We start from the raw sequence: 17,042 nt of genomic DNA, 5'->3' as shown, positions 1-17,042 counted from the left end.
CTCAGTTGCTCAGCCGCGCCGATCGGGCGGGGGATGGCGCAAAATCCGGGGGGCTTCCGAATGCATTTCGCAGGAGCCTGCCGCCGGGAATTTCGACGTAGAGATAGGTGAGGTGCGAAACCGCCAGCACGGCAGCCAGTGAAACGACGAGATTGAGCGTAGCCGGCAGGCCTGCCCAGATCGAATCCAGGGCGGCGATTCGCCCCGCTCCCACGCCCCGCACGAAATATTCAGCCAGCAGCACCACGAGCGCATGCACCATATAGATGGAGTACGAGCGGCGCCCCAGCCAGATCAGCGGCTTGGCCACCAGGATCCGCGGCATTAACAGCGCATCCGGAAAGGCGAGCAAGCTGCCGAGGAAGATCGCGAACATCACTGGTGCGAGGAAAGTCGCCGCAGGATTGGTCTCCGCCAGGGACACCAGGACGACGCTCGCGATCATGGCGACGAATTGCAGCACGCCCTGCACGGCAGCGCCCGGCTTTGCCCGCAGGCGATCGACGATCTTCACCATCAGCACGCCAAGGAAAAAGCCGACGAAGCAGCGCAGAAGGCCGAAATCCGTCTGAAGCTCGAGGCTCCTCTTTTCGAGCACGAAGATGATGAAGACCAGACTTCCGACCGCGAGAAGCCCGGAGAGCACATAGAACCACGATAGCGAGCCCATGCGCAGGGCAAAGAGAACGATCAGACCAAACACGAAATAAGTGTAGAACTCGACGCTGATGCTCCAGCTCGGCGCATTCCAGCTGAGATAGTCGATGAAGCCCATCGAATGCAGCAGCAGAACATTGAGGCTGAACGAATAGGCGTTGTTCACCTCGAAGACCGTCGGTGCGGCGACCATGACGCCCGCCATGACCAGGCCGATGCGCAGCAGGCGAAAGACGAGGTTTGCGAGCAGCATGACGATATGCAGCGGGTAGACTCGCGCAAGGCGCCGTATCATGAATTCGCGCAGCGAGAAGCGCGTGAAGTCGTTCTCGATGTAGCTCAACGCCATGACCATTCCGCTGAGAACAAAGAACAGATCGACCAGCAGCCATGCACTCCTGAAGAAGGAGCAGTTGATCCAGGCGTTGTGCGGGAATGCCGCGAGAAAGGTCGGCATCAGCAGCAGATGGTGGATCACCACCGAAGTCGCGGCGATCCCCCGGATACTGTCGAGCGGCTGGACATGCGCCTTCTCACGATCAACCAACTCCGTCACATCAACATTCCGTTGCTGTTGCATCGCAGCAGTGTGTATCAGGTCTCGCGCCTGTTCAATCTCTGTGATCGCGGACTGGCAGTCGATGCATGACGCCCGACGATAATTTCAAGGCTCGCAGATTTTTCGGACATGCGGGCGCCAAGTTCATGCCACTTTCATCCGATGCGCGCCTGCTTCGGCGCGCAAGCCGATCCGGATGTGATGATTGCGAGTATTTGCGTGCAAAGTGTGCGCGAAGTTCGGCACTGTTACGATCGATGCTCTTCGCAGCACACTGATCTGTCCGGGTGCAGATGTCGCACGAAAAAATCTCTCGCCCCGGGGGAACAATAAGCGCGCATCACCACTTGTGTCGGTTTTGCGACGAGCGGCCGTGTGCCCGATATGTTTTCAGTTTGCAACATTCCTGAGCGCGACTTGCCGGTCTCGCAGGCATTGTAAAACTTTCTTTTGCAACCGGCGAGAAAGCGGGCAACGCCGTTGGCTTGCCGACGGCGCTTCTCAGCTTTTGCGTCGCACAAAATGATGACACAGTTTCCTGCCAAGTTTCACCTGTTCTCCTATTGCAACAGAAGCAAGGAACATTGATGGGCCGCGGACTAACATGTCGTCATGCGCAGCCGCGATGGCTAGCGATTGTCTTGATTGGTTCTGCGCTGACCGTGTCGGGCGCCGGTGCTTGCCGCGCGCAGTGCGTCGAATTCTCGGACCGCGCCTCGCAACTCGAACTCGACACCTTCGTGAAGTCGCCCTCCTCGCTCCTGGAGCGGCTGCGCAATGACAAGGAGAAGTTGCGGTATTGGCTCGCGCGCTACGTCGCCACAAATCCGTCGGTGCTGCCCTCCGTGCAGACGCTAATCTCGGCCTCGGCCTCAACCGATCGCTCGTCCATCGGCGCTGCGCTGCGCATTGCCGAAGCACGTTGCACGTCGACCAAGCCGGACGCCTCGCGCAAGATCAGGGATTTTGTGCAGCGGATCGGTGATCTCAACGTGCAGGCCGGTTATTCCGGCGCAGGAGACGACAGCTCCGGCGTCCAGGTCCAATCGCAAATCAAGACCTCGCCGCAGCCGGGCCGCGGCGGAGCACTGCTCGAGGGCGAGTGGAGAACCAAGCTGGCCGATCCATTCAAGCCCGTCCCCCTTCCGAACTGATCCATGATCGTCAAAGGCAGCAAATTAGCACATGTACCAGCCTAGGGAACATTTCCAGTCGGGGCACCGATTCGGCATTGAATTCGGCGGGGCGGTCCTCAGCTTCGAGCGCGTGGCCGACGTCCTTCGCCGCCAATGGCCGATCATCGCGGTCTGTACGGGAGCTTCGCTGGCCCTGGTGATCGTCTACCTGGCCATGGCGCAGCCCATGTATACGGCAAATGCCCGCATCATGATGGATACGCGGCAGACTCAGGTTCTGGACAAGGACAGCAACGCCAGCAGCGCCCTGATCGACACGGGCTACGTCGACAGCCAGGTGGAGATCATCAACTCGGACGACCTCATTCTGTCCGTCGTCCGCCGCCTGAAGCTGACAGAAGACCCGGAGTTCAACGGCTCCAAGCCCGGCCTGCTCTCTATCATCATCGGCAAGCTGACATCGCTATTCGGCTCCGGCGAACCAGCAAGCCAGGAGCGAATCGAACATGCGGTCGTCCAGCAGGTTCAGAAGAATCTGCGTACGGAGCGCGTGCTGACGACATATGTGCTGTCGCTGAGCTATAAAGCGCGGAGCCCCGACAAGGCCGCCAAGATCGCCAACGCGATCGCCAATGCCTATCTCGTCGGCGCCCTGGAGGCCAAATATCAGTCCACCAAGCGGGCCACCGAATGGCTGCAGCAGCGCAGCCTCGAGCTGAGCGAGCAGGCATCGGCCAGCGATCGCGCCGTCCAGACTTTCAAGGCCGAGAACAACATCGTCGGAACCAGCCGCGGCCTGATGTCCGAGCAGCAATTGTCGGACCTCAACACGCAGCTGGTTCAGGCGCGGGCTGCGACCGCCGAAGCCAAGGCCCGGCTTGACCGGATCGACACGATCTCCGATCAGGATGTTGCGCAATCAACCGTGACGGACGCCCTCAACAACTCGGTGATCACCCGTCTGCGCGCTCAATATCTCGACCTGCAGGCCCAATATTCCGACTGGTCCAGGCGCTACGGCAAGACCCACCTTGCGGCGGTCAATCTGGCCAACAAGATGGACGAGCTGCGCAAGAACATCGCCGACGAGGTGCGTCGGATCGCAGATGCCTATCGCAGCGACTACGAGATCGCGAAGAGCCGCGAGGCATCGCTCGAGAAGAACGTGAAGGAGCTCGTCGCCCAGGCCGGCAACAAGGGCCAGGCCGAGGTCAAGCTGCGCGATCTCGAAAGTGCCGCCGACACCTACCGCAATCTCTACAACAACTTCCTGGAAAAGCTGCAGAGCGCGACGCAGAACCAGAGCTTTCCCCTCAGCGAGGCCCGCCTCATCAGCACCGCCACCAAGCCGGACCGCAAGAGCTCGCCGCGAACGGTCCTCGCCCTCGTGGGCGGCATGGTGGGCGGTCTCTGTCTCGGCTTCGGCGTCGCATTTGCGCGTGAACTGCTGAGCGACGTGTTGCGGACCCCCGGCGAGGTCGAGGACGAGCTCGGCGTGAAGTGCCTCGGCGTCCTGCCCGATATTCGTCCACCCGCGAAGGCCGGCGCATCCGATCTGTCTCGCTACGTCGTCGATCATCCATTCTCGCGGTTTGCGGAGACGTTGCGCAACATCAAGGTGTCCATCGACGTTGCCCGCCTGACCCGCGAGATCAAGGTGATCGGCATCGTCTCTTCCCTTCCCAAGGAAGGAAAAACGACTGTCGCCGCGAATTTCGCACAGTTGGTCGCTCTGACGGGGCACCGCACGGTTCTGATCGACGGCGATCTGCACACGCGCTCGCTGACGAGAGAGCTCGCGCCCAACGCCAAGAGCGGACTGGTGGAGGCGCTCAACGACCCCGCGAGCCTCGGCTACCACGTGCAGCGAAGCAAGGAAACGGGACTGGATTTCCTTCCCTCCGTCGTGGCCTCTCGCATGGTGAATTCGGCCGACGTCATTGGATCGAAGGCGATGGCCGAGTTGCTCAAGGTGCTGAGAGAGCACTATGAGTACATCGTGATCGATCTCGCCCCGGTGATGCCGGTGGCGGATTCGAAGGCTGTCAGCTTCCTGATCGATGCCATGGTCTACGTCATCGAATGGGGGCAGACAACACGAAGCGCTCTCCAGGAATCGGTTTCCGGGTCAGAAGTCCTCCAGAAGAAGCTGCTCGGCGCCGTGCTCAACCGCGCCAACCCGAAAATGCTCAAGCGCATCGAGGCTTACAAGGGCAAGCACCACAACAGCTATTACGTCGAGCATGCCTGAGCGGAGGCGCGGCGCCGCGCCTCCCGCTCGCGCGGATGGATGAGGAGTTCGGTCGGGCGCCGTGGTCCACCCTCCTCGACCGGGGGAGCTCGAATTGCGCCGATGCGGAGCATCCCCCGCGCAAGCGGGGTGAGCAAGCTCAGCACTGCATGAGAGCAGAACCCTCGGGCTTCAATCAGCAGGGATCGTGTTTCAGCCAGACTGGCGTCAGACGCTGGCGGCCCACAGACCCGCGTCCCTTGCTGCGGGGGAGACCCCTCTCTCGATCGGGAAGCGCCGAGCGGACCTTGATCCCGCTGCGCGCCCGCACGCGATCTCCGTATTCGTCCGGAATCCACAACTTGCAGTTATTGCTCTAGCCAAAAGCAAGGATTGACGACAAAGATGGTGGCCAGGACAGTGCGGCCATTGGCGACCAGCCGGCGACAAACGAGACAAGGCCCTGATGCCTCAAATCGCCGAAACTTTAGGCATCTTTCATTCTCGGTTCCCAGAGGCTAAGCTCGCCTCATACTCGGCAGTTCCTTTCCGGTGGCTCGGATGCTGATCGCCCTTACGATTTTGACGATTTGGGTTCTGCTCAACATTCTCTTCGTGTTGATCGTAGTTCCCCCGCGCAAGCCGCTTCGACAACCTATGACGACGACGCTCTCGCCGGCGCCCATCGACCCAAGCCGGCGCGAGATCGAGCAGGACGAACCTTTTTCGATCCGCCACGTCATCGTCTCCGTTGCAATGGGGGCCTTTTTCGTGCTCGTGCCGCCGCTGCTCGCCCTGCGCGATGCCATCATGCGGATCTTTGGCAGGCCGCCGCGCAATGGAACCTGAGCCTTCGGGTCGGAGGCTCCGGTTCTTCAGAGATCGAGCCGACTAGTAGGCTTCCTGGAACATCACTGCGGAAGCTGTGCGGGCCATGATCTTCAGGTCGAGCCAGATGTTCCAGTTGCTGACGTACCAGACGTCGTACTCGACACGTTTCTCCATGAGATCGATCGTCGGCGTTTCTCCCCTGAATCCGTTCACCTGGGCCCAGCCCGTCAGACCCGGCTTCATGTGATGGCGGTAGACGTACTTGCTGATGAGCTCGTCGTAGTAATTGTCATGAGCGAGCGCGTGCGGGCGCGGTCCAACCAGTGACATGTCGCCGCGCAACACGTTCCAGAGCTGCGGCAGCTCGTCGATGCTCGTCATGCGCAGGAAGCGCCCGATCTTGGTGACCCGAGCATCCCTCTTGGTCGCCTGCGTCACCGTCTCGCCGTTTTCACTGACGGTCATCGTCCGAAATTTCCAGATTTCGAACGGCCTGCCGTTGAAGCCCCGACGCGACTGCCGGAATATGACGGTTCCGGGGGAATCCAGCTTGATCAGCACGGCAACGGTCAGCAGCAGCGGCGTCAGCATCACAAGCGCGAACAGAGCGACACCGACGTCGAGACAGCGCTTTTGCAGCCGCTCGAGAATTGTGAGCGGCGGTCGCTGGATCTCAACCGCTACGGTTCCGCTGACGGGCAGAAAGGGACGGGTCACCAGATCAGCGACCGAGTCGTCCGGCAGCAGGCGAATGGGCTGGGGGACGGCACGCAAATATGGCCCCAATTTGCGCAGCATCGGCAATTCGTTCCAGTCGAGCGCAAGCAGATATTCGTCGACATCAGCCGAGCGCGACTGACGGATGACGTCGCGGATCTGCCGCTCCCAGTGCCCGTCATCCTGGTCGGCTCCGAGCACGAAATGGCGCATGACGTCGAAGCCATTCCTGCGCAGATCCTTGAAGCGGTTCGAGGTGAAGTCGAGCGGCTTCAGGCTGAGCAGGATCACCTTGCGATCGACCAACCGGCTTCTCGCAAAGCTCGTGCCGAACACGGCCTGCCAGCCGAAGCGGAGGCTGATCAAGCCAAGCCCGCCGATCACGCCGAACACGATGACGGTTCCGCGCGATAGATTGTCGGTCGATTTCAGCAGGAAGGCCGCAACGGCAAGGATCGTGAGCGACGTCAGCCAGATAAACACCGCCATTCGAAGCTGCCACACGAGATTGAGCAGGCGGTGCGTGGAATAGACGTCCCGGAAATAGGCAATCCCGACGAACACCACGCCGACGAACAATCCGGCTCCCACCGATGCGCCGTCGGGAGACGAAGCGACGGCCATTCCATACAGCGAAGCACCCGCCGCATAGCTCAACAGGATCAACAGAAGATCAGCACCGATGACGAAGATCTGGAACGGCCTCTGAAGAGCGCTGCCGCGCGCAGATGACAGCACATGAGCATTCTCAGAACCATAAGTTGCAACAGCCATTCGAACCTCTGCTTATCGAGAGAGTGCCTGACGCTCATCGTGATGCTGAAGACTCGTCACTTCCCCGCATGGAAAGTGTTGATTGATCGCAGCGACATTGTGGCGCTGCACTCAAAACTTTTGCGGCGCACGGACAATGCGTCGTGTTGAAATGCGCAGCGAAATTCGGCGCCCTGAAAATGTCGTCACAGTGCTGACATATGAGCGGACGGACTGCCCTATTTTGAATCAAGTTCCGCATCGGATGAAAGGCCAGTCGTTAGCATCAACGCTTCTTCGCTCAACTTTGAGGCGCTGCGTTGCTCCCCGAAGGCACAATCGAGGTCGAAACGAGAATTTCCTGGGCCTTCTATCTGTGGCTGCATGCAAAAATTCGTGCCGAGTCATGCAGACTTGCCGCACGCTTCGGGGCAGCGATGCAATTCCTGCGAACCGCTGTCGTTCCTGAAGCCGCAACAAGGCCGGCAAAAAATGCCGCGCCCTTCTTTTGGCGTGATCAGGTCGGAGAACGACGACGCGGCCCCACCGAATTTGCGTTGTTCGTGTTGGATGGAAGCTCTCCGGTGCCGGCGACTTGGGGACATTTTTCGACCACCCGACCGATTGAGCGCCATGAAATCTCTCGCGCGACCACGCCCGCCCATTCCCAAACCGCAATTGCCGGACGGAGTGCGCATCTATGCGATCTCGGATATTCACGGCTGCGCACACTTGCTTCAGCCCATGCTGCGGGTGATCGACGCCGACGTCGAGCGTAGCCGGCCGCGCTATGCTGTCGAAGTCTACATGGGCGATTACATCGATCGCGGCCCGGATACGCGCTCCACCCTCGACATCCTGGTCGAGCGGAGCCGCAGGGGAAATGCGGTTTTCCTCAAGGGCAACCACGAGGCCTTTCTGGTGAGGGTGTTCGAAGACCCTTCACTGTTCGAGGACTGGATTGCCTTCGGCGGGACCCAGACATTGATGTCCTACGGACTGGCCCCGCCAGATCTCAAGCGCGACGAGCCGGCATCGATCCTGCGCGACTTGATTCGCGCGATGCCGACCGAACATCTGGAATTCCTGGACAATCTGCGGTTGAGCTTCTGTTGCGGGGACTTCTTTTTCGTCCACGCCGGCGTTCGGCCGGGCGTCCCGTTGGCCGAGCAGACGGAGCGCGATCTGCTCTGGATTCGCGAGGAATTCCTGCGGAGCGAGGAGCAGTTCGGCAAGTATATTGTCCATGGTCATACGCCGGTGCGCAGCGCGGAATTCCTGACCAACCGCGTCAACATCGACACCGGCGCCTACGCGACCGGCAACCTCACCCTGATGAGCATTCAGGGAAGCCGCATGCTCGCGGTGTGAGCGCGGACGCGGCGGGCCGGCCCTGGCGATACGCTTCGTTAGTTGAGCAAGCGGGGCTTCTCCACCCGGCCCCGGGCACGGGTTTCGGCCATCCAATCGTTCCAGGCCCGCTCGTGTTTGATGTAGAGCTCGAGCCAACGCTCGTCCTCGCGAACACAAGGCTCCGCCTCAGCACCAGCGCTCAAGCGGGCATCCGGATTGTCCAAGGTTTCGAATTCGATCGTCTCCGAGATCTTCAACCCAACAAGCACACGTTGTCCGGCGCCATCGACGATGTAGCGCCGAGGCGCGTCCTTCTTGGGTTCACTCATACGTCATGCCCCATTCTTTTCGGCGAGCCCCCAGATGCCCGCGCGCCAATCAGACCTTACCTAAAAGGCTCGCCGGGCATGGCCGAACGTCGAGGTGGGAGTCGGCTGGGCCGCCCGACGCGAGGTGCCGCGAGATGAGCTCGCAGGTCCTCGTTGGCCGCGCCAGGTGCGCAGTGCGTATCCCAAGATGAGGCCTGTGCCGAATATGGAAGCGGAGACAAGTGCAGAAGCCATAGGAGTCGTCCCGGATATTGCAGGACTTATCAAGGCCAAGCAGTGTGTCGACATCATGGTTCTCGGCGATTCCTGGCGCCGAAAGATTGTTCAGGCGTGATCTCTCGTGCGCATGCAGTGCCGCCCTGCGAGCCTGCCGTGCATCTCGTCTCGGCAGCCCCGCTCCAAATCCTTCTGTAAGGGCCACGCTCTATATAGAGAGGTGTACGCATATAGCGGAGGTGCTCGCGGCCTGCTGCCGTCGAGCAGATGCCTCTTCCTCGGTCGTCAAATTTAGGACAACCGAGCCAGCCCATGCCCTTGCAACCATTTGGAACCCGTCGCATTATTTCGCATCTCACTCACGAGGGATTCAATCCAATGCACCTCCGCCGCCTAATTCCATCCATTGCGCTGTCTGCCCTCGGCCTCAGCTTGACCGTATCGGTGGCTTCAGCCGCCGAGCTCGCCCTTGCTCCGGCGCATCAGCGGGCGGCCCACATTCAAGGCGGAGTTGTGCTATGGGATGACGTCTACCCGCCCGCAATTTACGGCCCCCAGCTTCGCCCGGTCGAGGAAGTCGCAGCCATGAAGGCGCAGGCGCGCCCGGTGTCCCAGCGCTGGTGGGGGTATTGGTACGTCCGGTAGGAGACCGAAGCGAATTGACTTGGGCGACTTTGCGCTAAACACCAAAGGCGCTGGATTGACCGGGGAGCGGTCGCCGGATTTGAGCCAGCGCATTCTCCAAGGCTGCTTCTCGTCATTTTGGCTCGGGGCCGTATCGCCCACAGGCCTCGCAAGTGCCAGCAGGCCGGCTTGCAACCCGAAGACATAGACCGACGGATCGTGCTTGAGGTGGTCATGCGCAGTACGTCGTGGCGCGCGACTTCACCGCTCCGGCCTGGGGTCGGCTCTGGCTCACAGATATCACCTGCATCCCGACTGAAATGGCTGGCTGCATCCGGCTGCCGTCCTCGACCTTCTCAAGACCGCACGCCTGCGCGACCAAGTGCGCTCGAACCCGCATCATCCGCACCGACGATTTCGATCCGTCAGCAGCGGTCCGCTGCCGGATTGATCAATCATTCCGATTGCGGGGTGCCGCGCGAAGAACGTCGCTCTCGGCAAAGCAATTAGAAGGCGAATGCGGGTAAGATCGAAGCGGGGGCATTCTTGAAGCAGGGTCAGGGAGAGCCGCCATCTTTTCGTTGCGGATTTCAGTATCAGCAATCATAGGTTTTAGAGACTCAGCTGGCGGCGCAAAGCTTCACGCTCGTCGAGAAGTTCTCGTAGTCGTCGAGCATTGTCAGATTGCGTCTCCTGCCACTCGATCCGGTCCTCGGCAGTCCACAGGTAAGACTCGCAATTCAACCGAGCCTTCTCTGCCCTATCAAACTCCGTGAAGAGTCTGATGTCGCGCTCAACCTGGTCCAGCTGTTCCTGGAGAGTTCTTGGCATCAGCCGTCCCCTCGGCTCTGCCTCTAGTCCATTTCGATTTTCCGTGTATTCGGCGTAGCGATCAACAGGCATTCACTCGCCTCGGGCGCATGGATCGTCGCTCAGACATCACCACAGGTTGCATTTCCAGGTCCAGATATCCTTATTTCTCGATTGAGGTCAAACGAGGACGGCGGCGACGCAACCTTTGATCTGGAACGGGTCGCTGGATCCGGACCACGAGGGCAACAAGATTGCTGCAGATTTCTCGATCTGAGTACAGATCCCAAGAGCCGCATCCATACTTAAGGTTGAATTCCTAATTGATTGCAGCTCAGACGTAAGCCGGTCCGTAAGCGCTCTGGAATAAGGCGTCGCGCAGCATCCGTCCGGTCGTCGATACGCCACGGCCCAAGCGCCGAAAACTGCGAGCCGCTACTGCTCATATGGACCTCCGCGATGAAGTCGGCCTAAACGCCCGAGCTTATTGATGCATCGCCAAACCGGCAATCGCTGCATGGTTGGCACATCAACGCCCTTTGGTCAGCCAGGTTGTTCCGGATCGGCATCACGATCTGCACGTGTCGACCGGAAGACGGCGCATGATCAGGAATCTGAGGCCCGTGGCTCAAGCCAATCAGCGGCGCGGACCGGATTGCTCCGAGATTGCATTGCAGGACCTGTTCCCGCCGGACGCGAGGCGATCGCGCACGACCCGCGCAGGCTCGCCAATTGCCACGACCTCGGGAGGAACGTCCTCGAGTACGGTGCTCCGCGCGCCGACGACGGCGCCTCTGCCCACCTTCACGCCCGGCGAAACAAACACGTCGCTGGCGATCCAAACCTGATCGCCGACCGTGATCGGAGCGGTGATGTAGCTGAACGCGAGGTCGGCCATGTCATGCGATCCCGTGCAGAGATAGGATCGCTGCGAAATGACCGAATGAGAACCGATTGAAATACAATCCAGGCTGTACAGCTCGACGTGATCACCAACCCAGGAATAGTCCCCTATCTCAGTCTTCCAGGGGTAGGTCACGCGCACGGTCGGGCGCAGCAGCACCTTGCGGCCGATCTTTGCTCCGAACAGGCGCAACAGAAAGCGCCGCCATGCAAAAAAGGGCTGAGGCGAAAGTGCAAAGAGTGTCGATTGAACGACCTGCCAAAGCACCACGACGACCGCTCCCCGTCCGCGAAACCCCGGCGGCACACGAAACTGATCCAGCTTCTGAAACTCGCGCATTCTGGTAAGTTCGGCCGAGGGAGGGAGGACTATGTTTCACCGATCGTCTATGGCGGATGTGTGGGTCGTCAGGTAGGCCTCATAGGCGCGCCTCATCCCGGCCTCCAACGGAGTCCTGGCCTGCCACCCGAGCGTTGAGAGACGACTGACATCAAGCAGCTTGCGCGGCGTTCCGTCAGGGCGTGTCGGATCGAAGACGATGTCTCCTCGATAATCGACGATACCGGCGATCATACGGGCGAGCTCAGCGATGGTGATGTCGCTGCCAGTCCCGATGTTGATCGGCCGCTCGTTGGAATAGTTCTTCATCAGGTGAATACAGGCGTCCGCCATGTCGTCAACGAAGAGAAACTCGCGACGCGGCGAACCGCTCCCCCAGACGACGACGCTCTTGCTTCCGGCGACCTTGGCCTCGTGAAAGCGTCGGATCAGGGCCGCTGCGACATGGCTATATTCCGGGTGATAGTTGTCCCCGGGGCCATAGAGATTGCTCGGCATCACGCTAATGAAGTCAGAGCCATATTGGCGCCGATAGGCCTCTGCCATCTTGATGCCGGCGATCTTGGCGATCGCATAGGGCTCGTTGGTCGGCTCGAGCAGGCCAGTCAAGATCGAGTCTTCGCGCAACGGCTGAGGCGCAAATTTTGGATAGATGCAGGATGAACCGAGAAACATCAGCTTCTCGGCACCGCTCGTATGCGCAGCGTGGATGACGTTAGCCGCGATTGCAATGTTCTCGTAGATGAACTCGGCGCGAAGCTTGTCGTTCGCCGAAATTCCTCCCACCTTGGCCGCTGCGACGAACACGGCCTGCGGCCGCATCCTTGCGAACCAATCGAACACCTGAGCCTGGTTTGTCAGGTCGATTTCGGTTCGCTTCGCGGTGAGCAACCGTACGTCTTCTTGCGCCAGCCGGCGCACGAGCGCAGCGCCGACCATCCCCCGATGCCCGGCGACGTAGACGCTTTTGCCTTTCAGATCAAACTTTGTGGCTGGCACTCGATCGCTCCCGCCTTGCATCCTTCAGATCGCTTGCCACCATCTCGTGCACGAGCTGGCCGAACGTCCGCTTCGGCTTCCAGCCCAGCATCTTGTTCGCTTTGCTCGCATCGCCAACCAGAATGTCCACCTCGGTTGGCCGAAAATAGGTCGGGTCGATTCGAACCACCGTCTTGCCGCTGCTTCTGTCGATACCAATCTCATCAACGCCCTTGCCGCGCCATTCGATCTCTCGTCCCACCTCCCTGAAGGAAAGTTCAACCATCTCGCGCACCGAGCGGGTCTCGCCAGTGGCAAGCACGAAATCGTCCGGCTTATCCGCCTGCATGATCAAGTGCATCCCTTCGACATAGTCTTTGGCATGCCCCCAGTCTCGTTTCGCCTCGAGATTGCCCAGGTAAAGCGTATCCTCGATCCCGACCTCGATGCGGGCCACGGCGCGCGTGATCTTGCGGGTCACGAACGTTTCACCGCGGATGGGACTCTCGTGGTTGAACAGGATGCCGTTGCTGGCAAACATCCCGTAGGCCTCGCGGTAGTTGACCGTGATCCAGTATCCGTAGAGCTTCGCGACACCATAGGGCGAGCGCGGATAGAACGGTGTCGTCTCCCTCTGCGGTATCTCCTGCACCAGCCCATACAGCTCGGACGTGGATGCCTGGTAGAACCGCGTCTCCTTCTCCATGCCCAGGATGCGGATCGCCTCTAAGAGCCTCAGTACCCCGATTGCATCGGCGTTCGCGGTGTATTCAGGACTCTCGAAACTGACACCGACATGGCTCTGCGCCGCCAGATTATAGATCTCCGTCGGCTTGATCTGCTGCACAAGCCTGATCAGATTGGTGGAATCCGTCATGTCGCCGTAGTGCATCAGGAACGGCACCTCACCAACATGCGGATCCCGGTACAGATGATCGACACGAGCGGTGTTGAAGGAAGACGAACGCCGCTTGATACCATGAACGACATAGCCGAGCGATATGAGGTGCTCGGCAAGATACGCGCCGTCTTGTCCAGTAACGCCCGTAATTAGCGCAACACGTCCACTCATATGCGAAAACCTACCGTTCACCGCCGGAATTGGAAACAAATACGACGATGGAATGGCTCGACCGCCGGAGACATCTAGAAGCGACCTTCCATGCAGGTCAATCGTAGCAGGGACTGATCATTAACGCAGGAGACATCCTGACGTGGCCCGTCAGGACAGAGGAAGAGCGTCATTGATCGATGCCGCCGGCTTCTCGGAAACCACACCCGGCCCGTGTTCGGATCTGCCCGGCCGTCCGCAAATCGAACTTATGCTCGCAATCCAGCGACGCACGATGGTACGGCGGTCCCAACGCTCGATGGAACGCTTTCGTCCCTCTGCACCGAGCCTCTCGCAAAGAGACGGATCTTCGGCCAAGTGAAGAATGGCATCTGCAAGCGATCGAACGTCTCCCGCCGGGACGAGCAAGCCGGCACCCTGCACTTCGGCAGCAAGCCCCGTGCCCCCTTCTGCCATCGCGACGACGGGACGGGCGGACGCAAACATCGCCCCCAGCTTGGACGGCAATACAAGATCGGCCGCCTCCGCCCTCTGCGGGACGACATGAAGGTCAGCCGTCGCCAGCAATTCGTTGAAACTTTCGTTCGGCTGCAGTCCCAGGAAATGAATTCTCGGATTGTCGGAGGCCATCTCCACCAGCCTTGCCTTGTGTGGCCCCTCGCCTGCGAGGATGAAATGCAGTCGCGGATTGCGCCGAAGAAGAGCGGCGGCTCCGACGAGGAGGTCAAGCCCCTGCTTGGCCGACATGGTCCCGGAGTAGAGAGCCACGATGTCATCTTCGTCGATATTCAGGGACGTGCGATATCTGGTCTGCTTTGGGCGGGGAAATATCGCATCCGTGTCGATCCAGTTTCGGATCTCGGTCGTTCTTTGCGGATCAACGTTTTTGTCCCACAAGCGCTCCACCATTTGCGGACAGATGCTGGAAACGCAATCAAACGATCTGAGGACCGCCGCTTCCGCCTTGAGCATCACCTTCCGTAGGGAAGCATTCCGGAGCAGTCCCAGTCCGTATGCGGCATCAATTTCGAAGTCCTGCACATGAAGCCACGACTTTGCACCGATGCGACGAGCAACAAAGGAAGCAAATCGGGCCGACATCAACGACGGCGCGACGGAGATTATGATGTCGGGCCGCCAGGAATACGCATCGATCAGCACCGGCACCAAGCTTGTCAGTGCGAAGGACAGGTGATGAATCAGACGCTTTGCACCAGTCGGCTGCTTGGGAACGTAGATCGGCGCTCGCATGACGCCGACGTCCCCCATCATCGAGCGCCTGAAATAGGAGGCATTCAAACCGGCGGGGATGCTCCAGGCCGGATAGTAGGGAGGCGCCGTAACGACCCTCACCTCGTGGCCCTCGGCAACAAGGCTTTCGCAAAGCTCCGTATTGTATTTGGCAACGCCGATGAGATCGGGAGCGTAATTGATGCCGACCAAAAGAATACGCATTCAATCCAAATCCTGAACGATAACTCGTATCCAAAAAAACCCGAGACAGCCAAGGATCACCGCTTTGGCTTCGCAGCCTCCGCTGAAACGATCGCTGCCGCGGCGGCTAATTGCCGCTTGAACTCCGGTGCGAAATCGAGGGGACTACGCTAGGTAAGGCCCGCCAAAATCGTCGGAAAGAAAAACTTCGCTCCGACACGCCACGCTTCTGCCGATCTTGGCAGCCTGACCGAACTCGGCCCCGCAGTCCGTGAACCTCCGGGCCCGTACGTGCGCTTGCGCAAGGCACCAGTCTGTCGCTCCCCGCTCTTTCGCTTGCGAGGTGGTGGCAGCTCTCATTAACGGAGTAAAGAAAGGATCATTTTAATGATGAACGCGTACCGTCAAGAGCCGTCAAGCGCGACAAGCAATGCAAGCTCTCCGTGAACGTCCCGCCTAGTAAGCCCGGCGAAGTATCGGGCTGGTCTCCGCTATACAGACCCGATCCCAATACCAGCCGTAGGGAGTTTCCACGCGGACTTGAGGACAACGCCGCCGCGGTACATAGCGGTATGGATATGGTTGAGCCCAGAAGGTGATCGGTACTACGTGTTCGGCCGGCGTTGGGACGACGGGTGCCGGCAACTGCATCGCAGCGATTGCCTGCGGCCCGGCCAACAAGACCATTGCCGATACCAACAACCCCAACCGCCGGATAGTCTGCTTCGCCATCACCTTCCCCTGCGCTCGCCCACCGGCCACGAAATGCGCCAAATCAGAATATTTCAAAATTCAGCCGGATATCGAGCAGATTGTTTATCAACGGGATCGGAAAAAGGCAACGGACCAAAGCGTACTCATCCACCAGCCCGGGATGTCGAATCGGGGCCGCTAGAAGGCGCCGGCTCCCTCCTTTTCCGGCGCGCGCCGGTACTCGCCCCTGATGAATTGTGTGCTGACAGCCTGAAACAGCGGGGCGTTCTCCCTTCCAAGACCCGCGAAGACCAGGATATCGCGCAGGGCTCGCCACCGACTTTCGTCGTATTCGCCTATTCGGGCGCCGACAGGCAGCACCAGCGACCGCTGCTGCTCCAATTCGAACCTGACTCGCTCGGGAGCGAGGCCCGCCCGGTCAAAATCGACAATGATCGGAATCGCCCGGCTGTAATCGGCATAGGCAAATTGCCACCCCCGAACCAAGCCGTGCAACAGATCGGCAATTGCGGACGGCCGCTCTCGAATCAGATCGTTGCTGGCGAAATAAACCTGCCCAGGCACGTGGATTGCGTAGTCCTGAGGTTTCATAACGCTCAATTGGACGTAGTCCGCGCTTGTCTGGCTAGGCTGCTGATCGATCGGGACAACGATCGCGTCCACATCCCCGGATCTCAGTGCCTGGAAGTCGGCCCGGTCGGAAACCTTGACGATCTGGCTCCGTGGCAATCGAAGCCTGGCCATCATGGCGTCAAAGACGACTTCTGCCTCACTCCCCTCGCGGCAACCGATGCGCTTGCCGATGAGGTCAGCCGGCCGATGGAAGCCCGACCGCTCCAGCGCGAAAATTGCCACCGAGGTGTCAAGGAAGCTGGCTGCAAAGGCAGTGACAGGAGCCCCTCGCCAAACCGCAAGCAGGAACTTCTGGCCCGTCGTCACCCCGATTGCATTCTCCCTCGCAACCGTTTCGACGAAATTGGGATCGTCTGGAAGGGCTCTCATTGCGACGCCTCGCTTGAAATAGCCCTCCTTGGCGGCAATCATCTCCCCCGCGAAGCGAGCGGAGTAGGATCCATCCAGGAAGAAGCTGGCGTGAAACGAGGAATCGGCGGGGGTGTGGACGGGCGTAACGTCAGGAATCAAGGCGAAGACAACAAGTCCGGTTGCGGACAGCGCCGCGAGACCGATCGCCACCCGGCGCGTCACCGTTGATCCCGATCGCCGTCGTCGGTGACGCATGAACGTATTCCCTTCCGACCTTCGAATTTTGTGTTCTAAATGGCAGAATTAGGATAATGAGAGCACAAGAAGTAAGGTTATTTTTTCATTCGACTTGTTTCGGCTGCGGCCATTCCTGATAGCACCCAACCCGATCTTCCTTTTCCT

General features: G+C 59.8%; 13 protein-coding genes. 5 read left to right on the top strand and 8 right to left on the bottom strand.

From position 1 onward, the window contains the following. Window position 1: 1 nt before the first annotated feature. Window positions 2–1,213: an acyltransferase family protein gene (locus EHH60_RS20150; protein ID WP_245454540.1), complete on the bottom strand. Its 1,212-nt coding sequence runs from the start codon at window positions 1,211–1,213 to the stop codon at window positions 2–4. Window positions 1,214–1,701: 488 nt separating this feature from the next. Here EHH60_RS20150 and EHH60_RS20145 point away from each other — a divergent pair, with 488 nt between their 5' ends. The 3 genes from EHH60_RS20145 (at window position 1,702) to EHH60_RS20135 (ending at window position 5,431) form a co-directional block, all read left to right on the top strand. Beyond that, window positions 1,702–2,370 (top strand): hypothetical protein, encoded by a 669-nt coding sequence (locus EHH60_RS20145; RefSeq protein WP_245454539.1) that lies wholly within the window; start codon window positions 1,702–1,704, stop codon window positions 2,368–2,370. A gap of 31 nt (window positions 2,371–2,401) precedes the next feature. Beyond that, complete coding sequence (locus EHH60_RS20140) at window positions 2,402–4,603, top strand: Wzz/FepE/Etk N-terminal domain-containing protein (protein WP_124161177.1); 2,202 nt, start codon at window positions 2,402–2,404, stop codon at window positions 4,601–4,603. A gap of 540 nt (window positions 4,604–5,143) precedes the next feature. Beyond that, window positions 5,144–5,431, top strand: coding sequence for a hypothetical protein (locus tag EHH60_RS20135; protein WP_124161176.1), 288 nt, complete (start codon window positions 5,144–5,146; stop codon window positions 5,429–5,431). Window positions 5,432–5,473: 42 nt separating this feature from the next. Here EHH60_RS20135 and EHH60_RS20130 read toward each other — a convergent pair whose 3' ends face one another. Further along, window positions 5,474–6,904: an undecaprenyl-phosphate glucose phosphotransferase gene (locus tag EHH60_RS20130; protein WP_124161175.1), complete on the bottom strand. Its 1,431-nt coding sequence runs from the start codon at window positions 6,902–6,904 to the stop codon at window positions 5,474–5,476. Between the two features lie 612 nt (window positions 6,905–7,516). Between EHH60_RS20130 and EHH60_RS20125 the strand changes: the two genes are divergently transcribed. Next, window positions 7,517–8,254 carry a metallophosphoesterase gene (locus tag EHH60_RS20125; RefSeq protein ID WP_124161207.1) on the top strand — a complete coding sequence of 246 codons (738 nt, stop codon included), beginning with the start codon at window positions 7,517–7,519 and terminating at the stop codon, window positions 8,252–8,254. A gap of 38 nt (window positions 8,255–8,292) precedes the next feature. Here EHH60_RS20125 and EHH60_RS20120 read toward each other — a convergent pair whose 3' ends face one another. From EHH60_RS20120 to EHH60_RS20090, 5 genes are all read right to left on the bottom strand, one after another. After that, the gene (locus EHH60_RS20120; RefSeq protein WP_124161174.1) at window positions 8,293–8,565 is read right to left on the bottom strand and encodes a hypothetical protein; all 273 of its coding nucleotides are present in this window, start codon (window positions 8,563–8,565) and stop codon (window positions 8,293–8,295) included. Window positions 8,566–10,852: 2,287 nt separating this feature from the next. Continuing rightward, window positions 10,853–11,458: a WcaF family extracellular polysaccharide biosynthesis acetyltransferase gene (locus EHH60_RS20105; RefSeq protein ID WP_124161173.1), complete on the bottom strand. Its 606-nt coding sequence runs from the start codon at window positions 11,456–11,458 to the stop codon at window positions 10,853–10,855. A gap of 36 nt (window positions 11,459–11,494) precedes the next feature. Continuing rightward, complete coding sequence (fcl, locus tag EHH60_RS20100) at window positions 11,495–12,478, bottom strand: GDP-L-fucose synthase (protein ID WP_124161172.1); 984 nt, start codon at window positions 12,476–12,478, stop codon at window positions 11,495–11,497. Further along, window positions 12,438–13,508, bottom strand: coding sequence for a GDP-mannose 4,6-dehydratase (gene gmd, locus EHH60_RS20095; RefSeq protein WP_124161171.1), 1,071 nt, complete (start codon window positions 13,506–13,508; stop codon window positions 12,438–12,440). The genes fcl and gmd overlap by 41 nt, the downstream gene beginning before the upstream one ends. A gap of 150 nt (window positions 13,509–13,658) precedes the next feature. After that, window positions 13,659–14,963, bottom strand: a complete 1,305-nt coding sequence (locus EHH60_RS20090; protein WP_124161170.1) for a WcaI family glycosyltransferase — start codon at window positions 14,961–14,963, stop codon at window positions 13,659–13,661. 574 nt (window positions 14,964–15,537) lie between these two features. On the opposite strand from EHH60_RS20090, the gene EHH60_RS37155 reads away from it, so the two are divergent. Further along, window positions 15,538–15,837, top strand: a complete 300-nt coding sequence (locus EHH60_RS37155; RefSeq protein WP_158626752.1) for a hypothetical protein — start codon at window positions 15,538–15,540, stop codon at window positions 15,835–15,837. Here EHH60_RS37155 and EHH60_RS20080 read toward each other — a convergent pair. Continuing rightward, the gene (locus EHH60_RS20080; RefSeq protein WP_245454538.1) at window positions 15,834–16,862 is read right to left on the bottom strand and encodes an ABC transporter substrate-binding protein; all 1,029 of its coding nucleotides are present in this window, start codon (window positions 16,860–16,862) and stop codon (window positions 15,834–15,836) included. The two genes, EHH60_RS37155 and EHH60_RS20080, sit on opposite strands and share 4 nt — an antisense overlap. Window positions 16,863–17,042: the final 180 nt, after the last annotated feature.

Origin of the sequence: Bradyrhizobium sp. RP6 (assembly GCF_003837805.1) — a bacterium.
In the GTDB taxonomy this organism is placed as follows: Bacteria; Pseudomonadota; Alphaproteobacteria; order Rhizobiales; family Xanthobacteraceae; genus Bradyrhizobium.
Note: the sequence above shows the minus strand (reverse complement) of the source record. Positions and strands in the feature narration are given on the sequence as shown.

Excerpts from the sequence above, each read along its gene's own strand:
- EHH60_RS20135 (WP_124161176.1), top strand. The coding sequence starts at position 5,144 with ATGCTGATCGCCCTTACGATTTTGACGATTTGGGTTCTGCTCAACATT.
- EHH60_RS20140 (WP_124161177.1), top strand. The coding sequence starts at position 2,402 with ATGTACCAGCCTAGGGAACATTTCCAGTCGGGGCACCGATTCGGCATT.
- EHH60_RS20130 (WP_124161175.1), bottom strand. The coding sequence starts at position 6,904 with ATGGCTGTTGCAACTTATGGTTCTGAGAATGCTCATGTGCTGTCATCT.
- EHH60_RS20105 (WP_124161173.1), bottom strand. The coding sequence starts at position 11,458 with ATGCGCGAGTTTCAGAAGCTGGATCAGTTTCGTGTGCCGCCGGGGTTT.
- EHH60_RS20120 (WP_124161174.1), bottom strand. The coding sequence starts at position 8,565 with ATGAGTGAACCCAAGAAGGACGCGCCTCGGCGCTACATCGTCGATGGC.
- fcl (WP_124161172.1), bottom strand. The coding sequence starts at position 12,478 with ATGCAAGGCGGGAGCGATCGAGTGCCAGCCACAAAGTTTGATCTGAAA.
- EHH60_RS20125 (WP_124161207.1), top strand. The coding sequence starts at position 7,517 with ATGAAATCTCTCGCGCGACCACGCCCGCCCATTCCCAAACCGCAATTG.
- EHH60_RS20090 (WP_124161170.1), bottom strand. The coding sequence starts at position 14,963 with ATGCGTATTCTTTTGGTCGGCATCAATTACGCTCCCGATCTCATCGGC.
- gmd (WP_124161171.1), bottom strand. The coding sequence starts at position 13,508 with ATGAGTGGACGTGTTGCGCTAATTACGGGCGTTACTGGACAAGACGGC.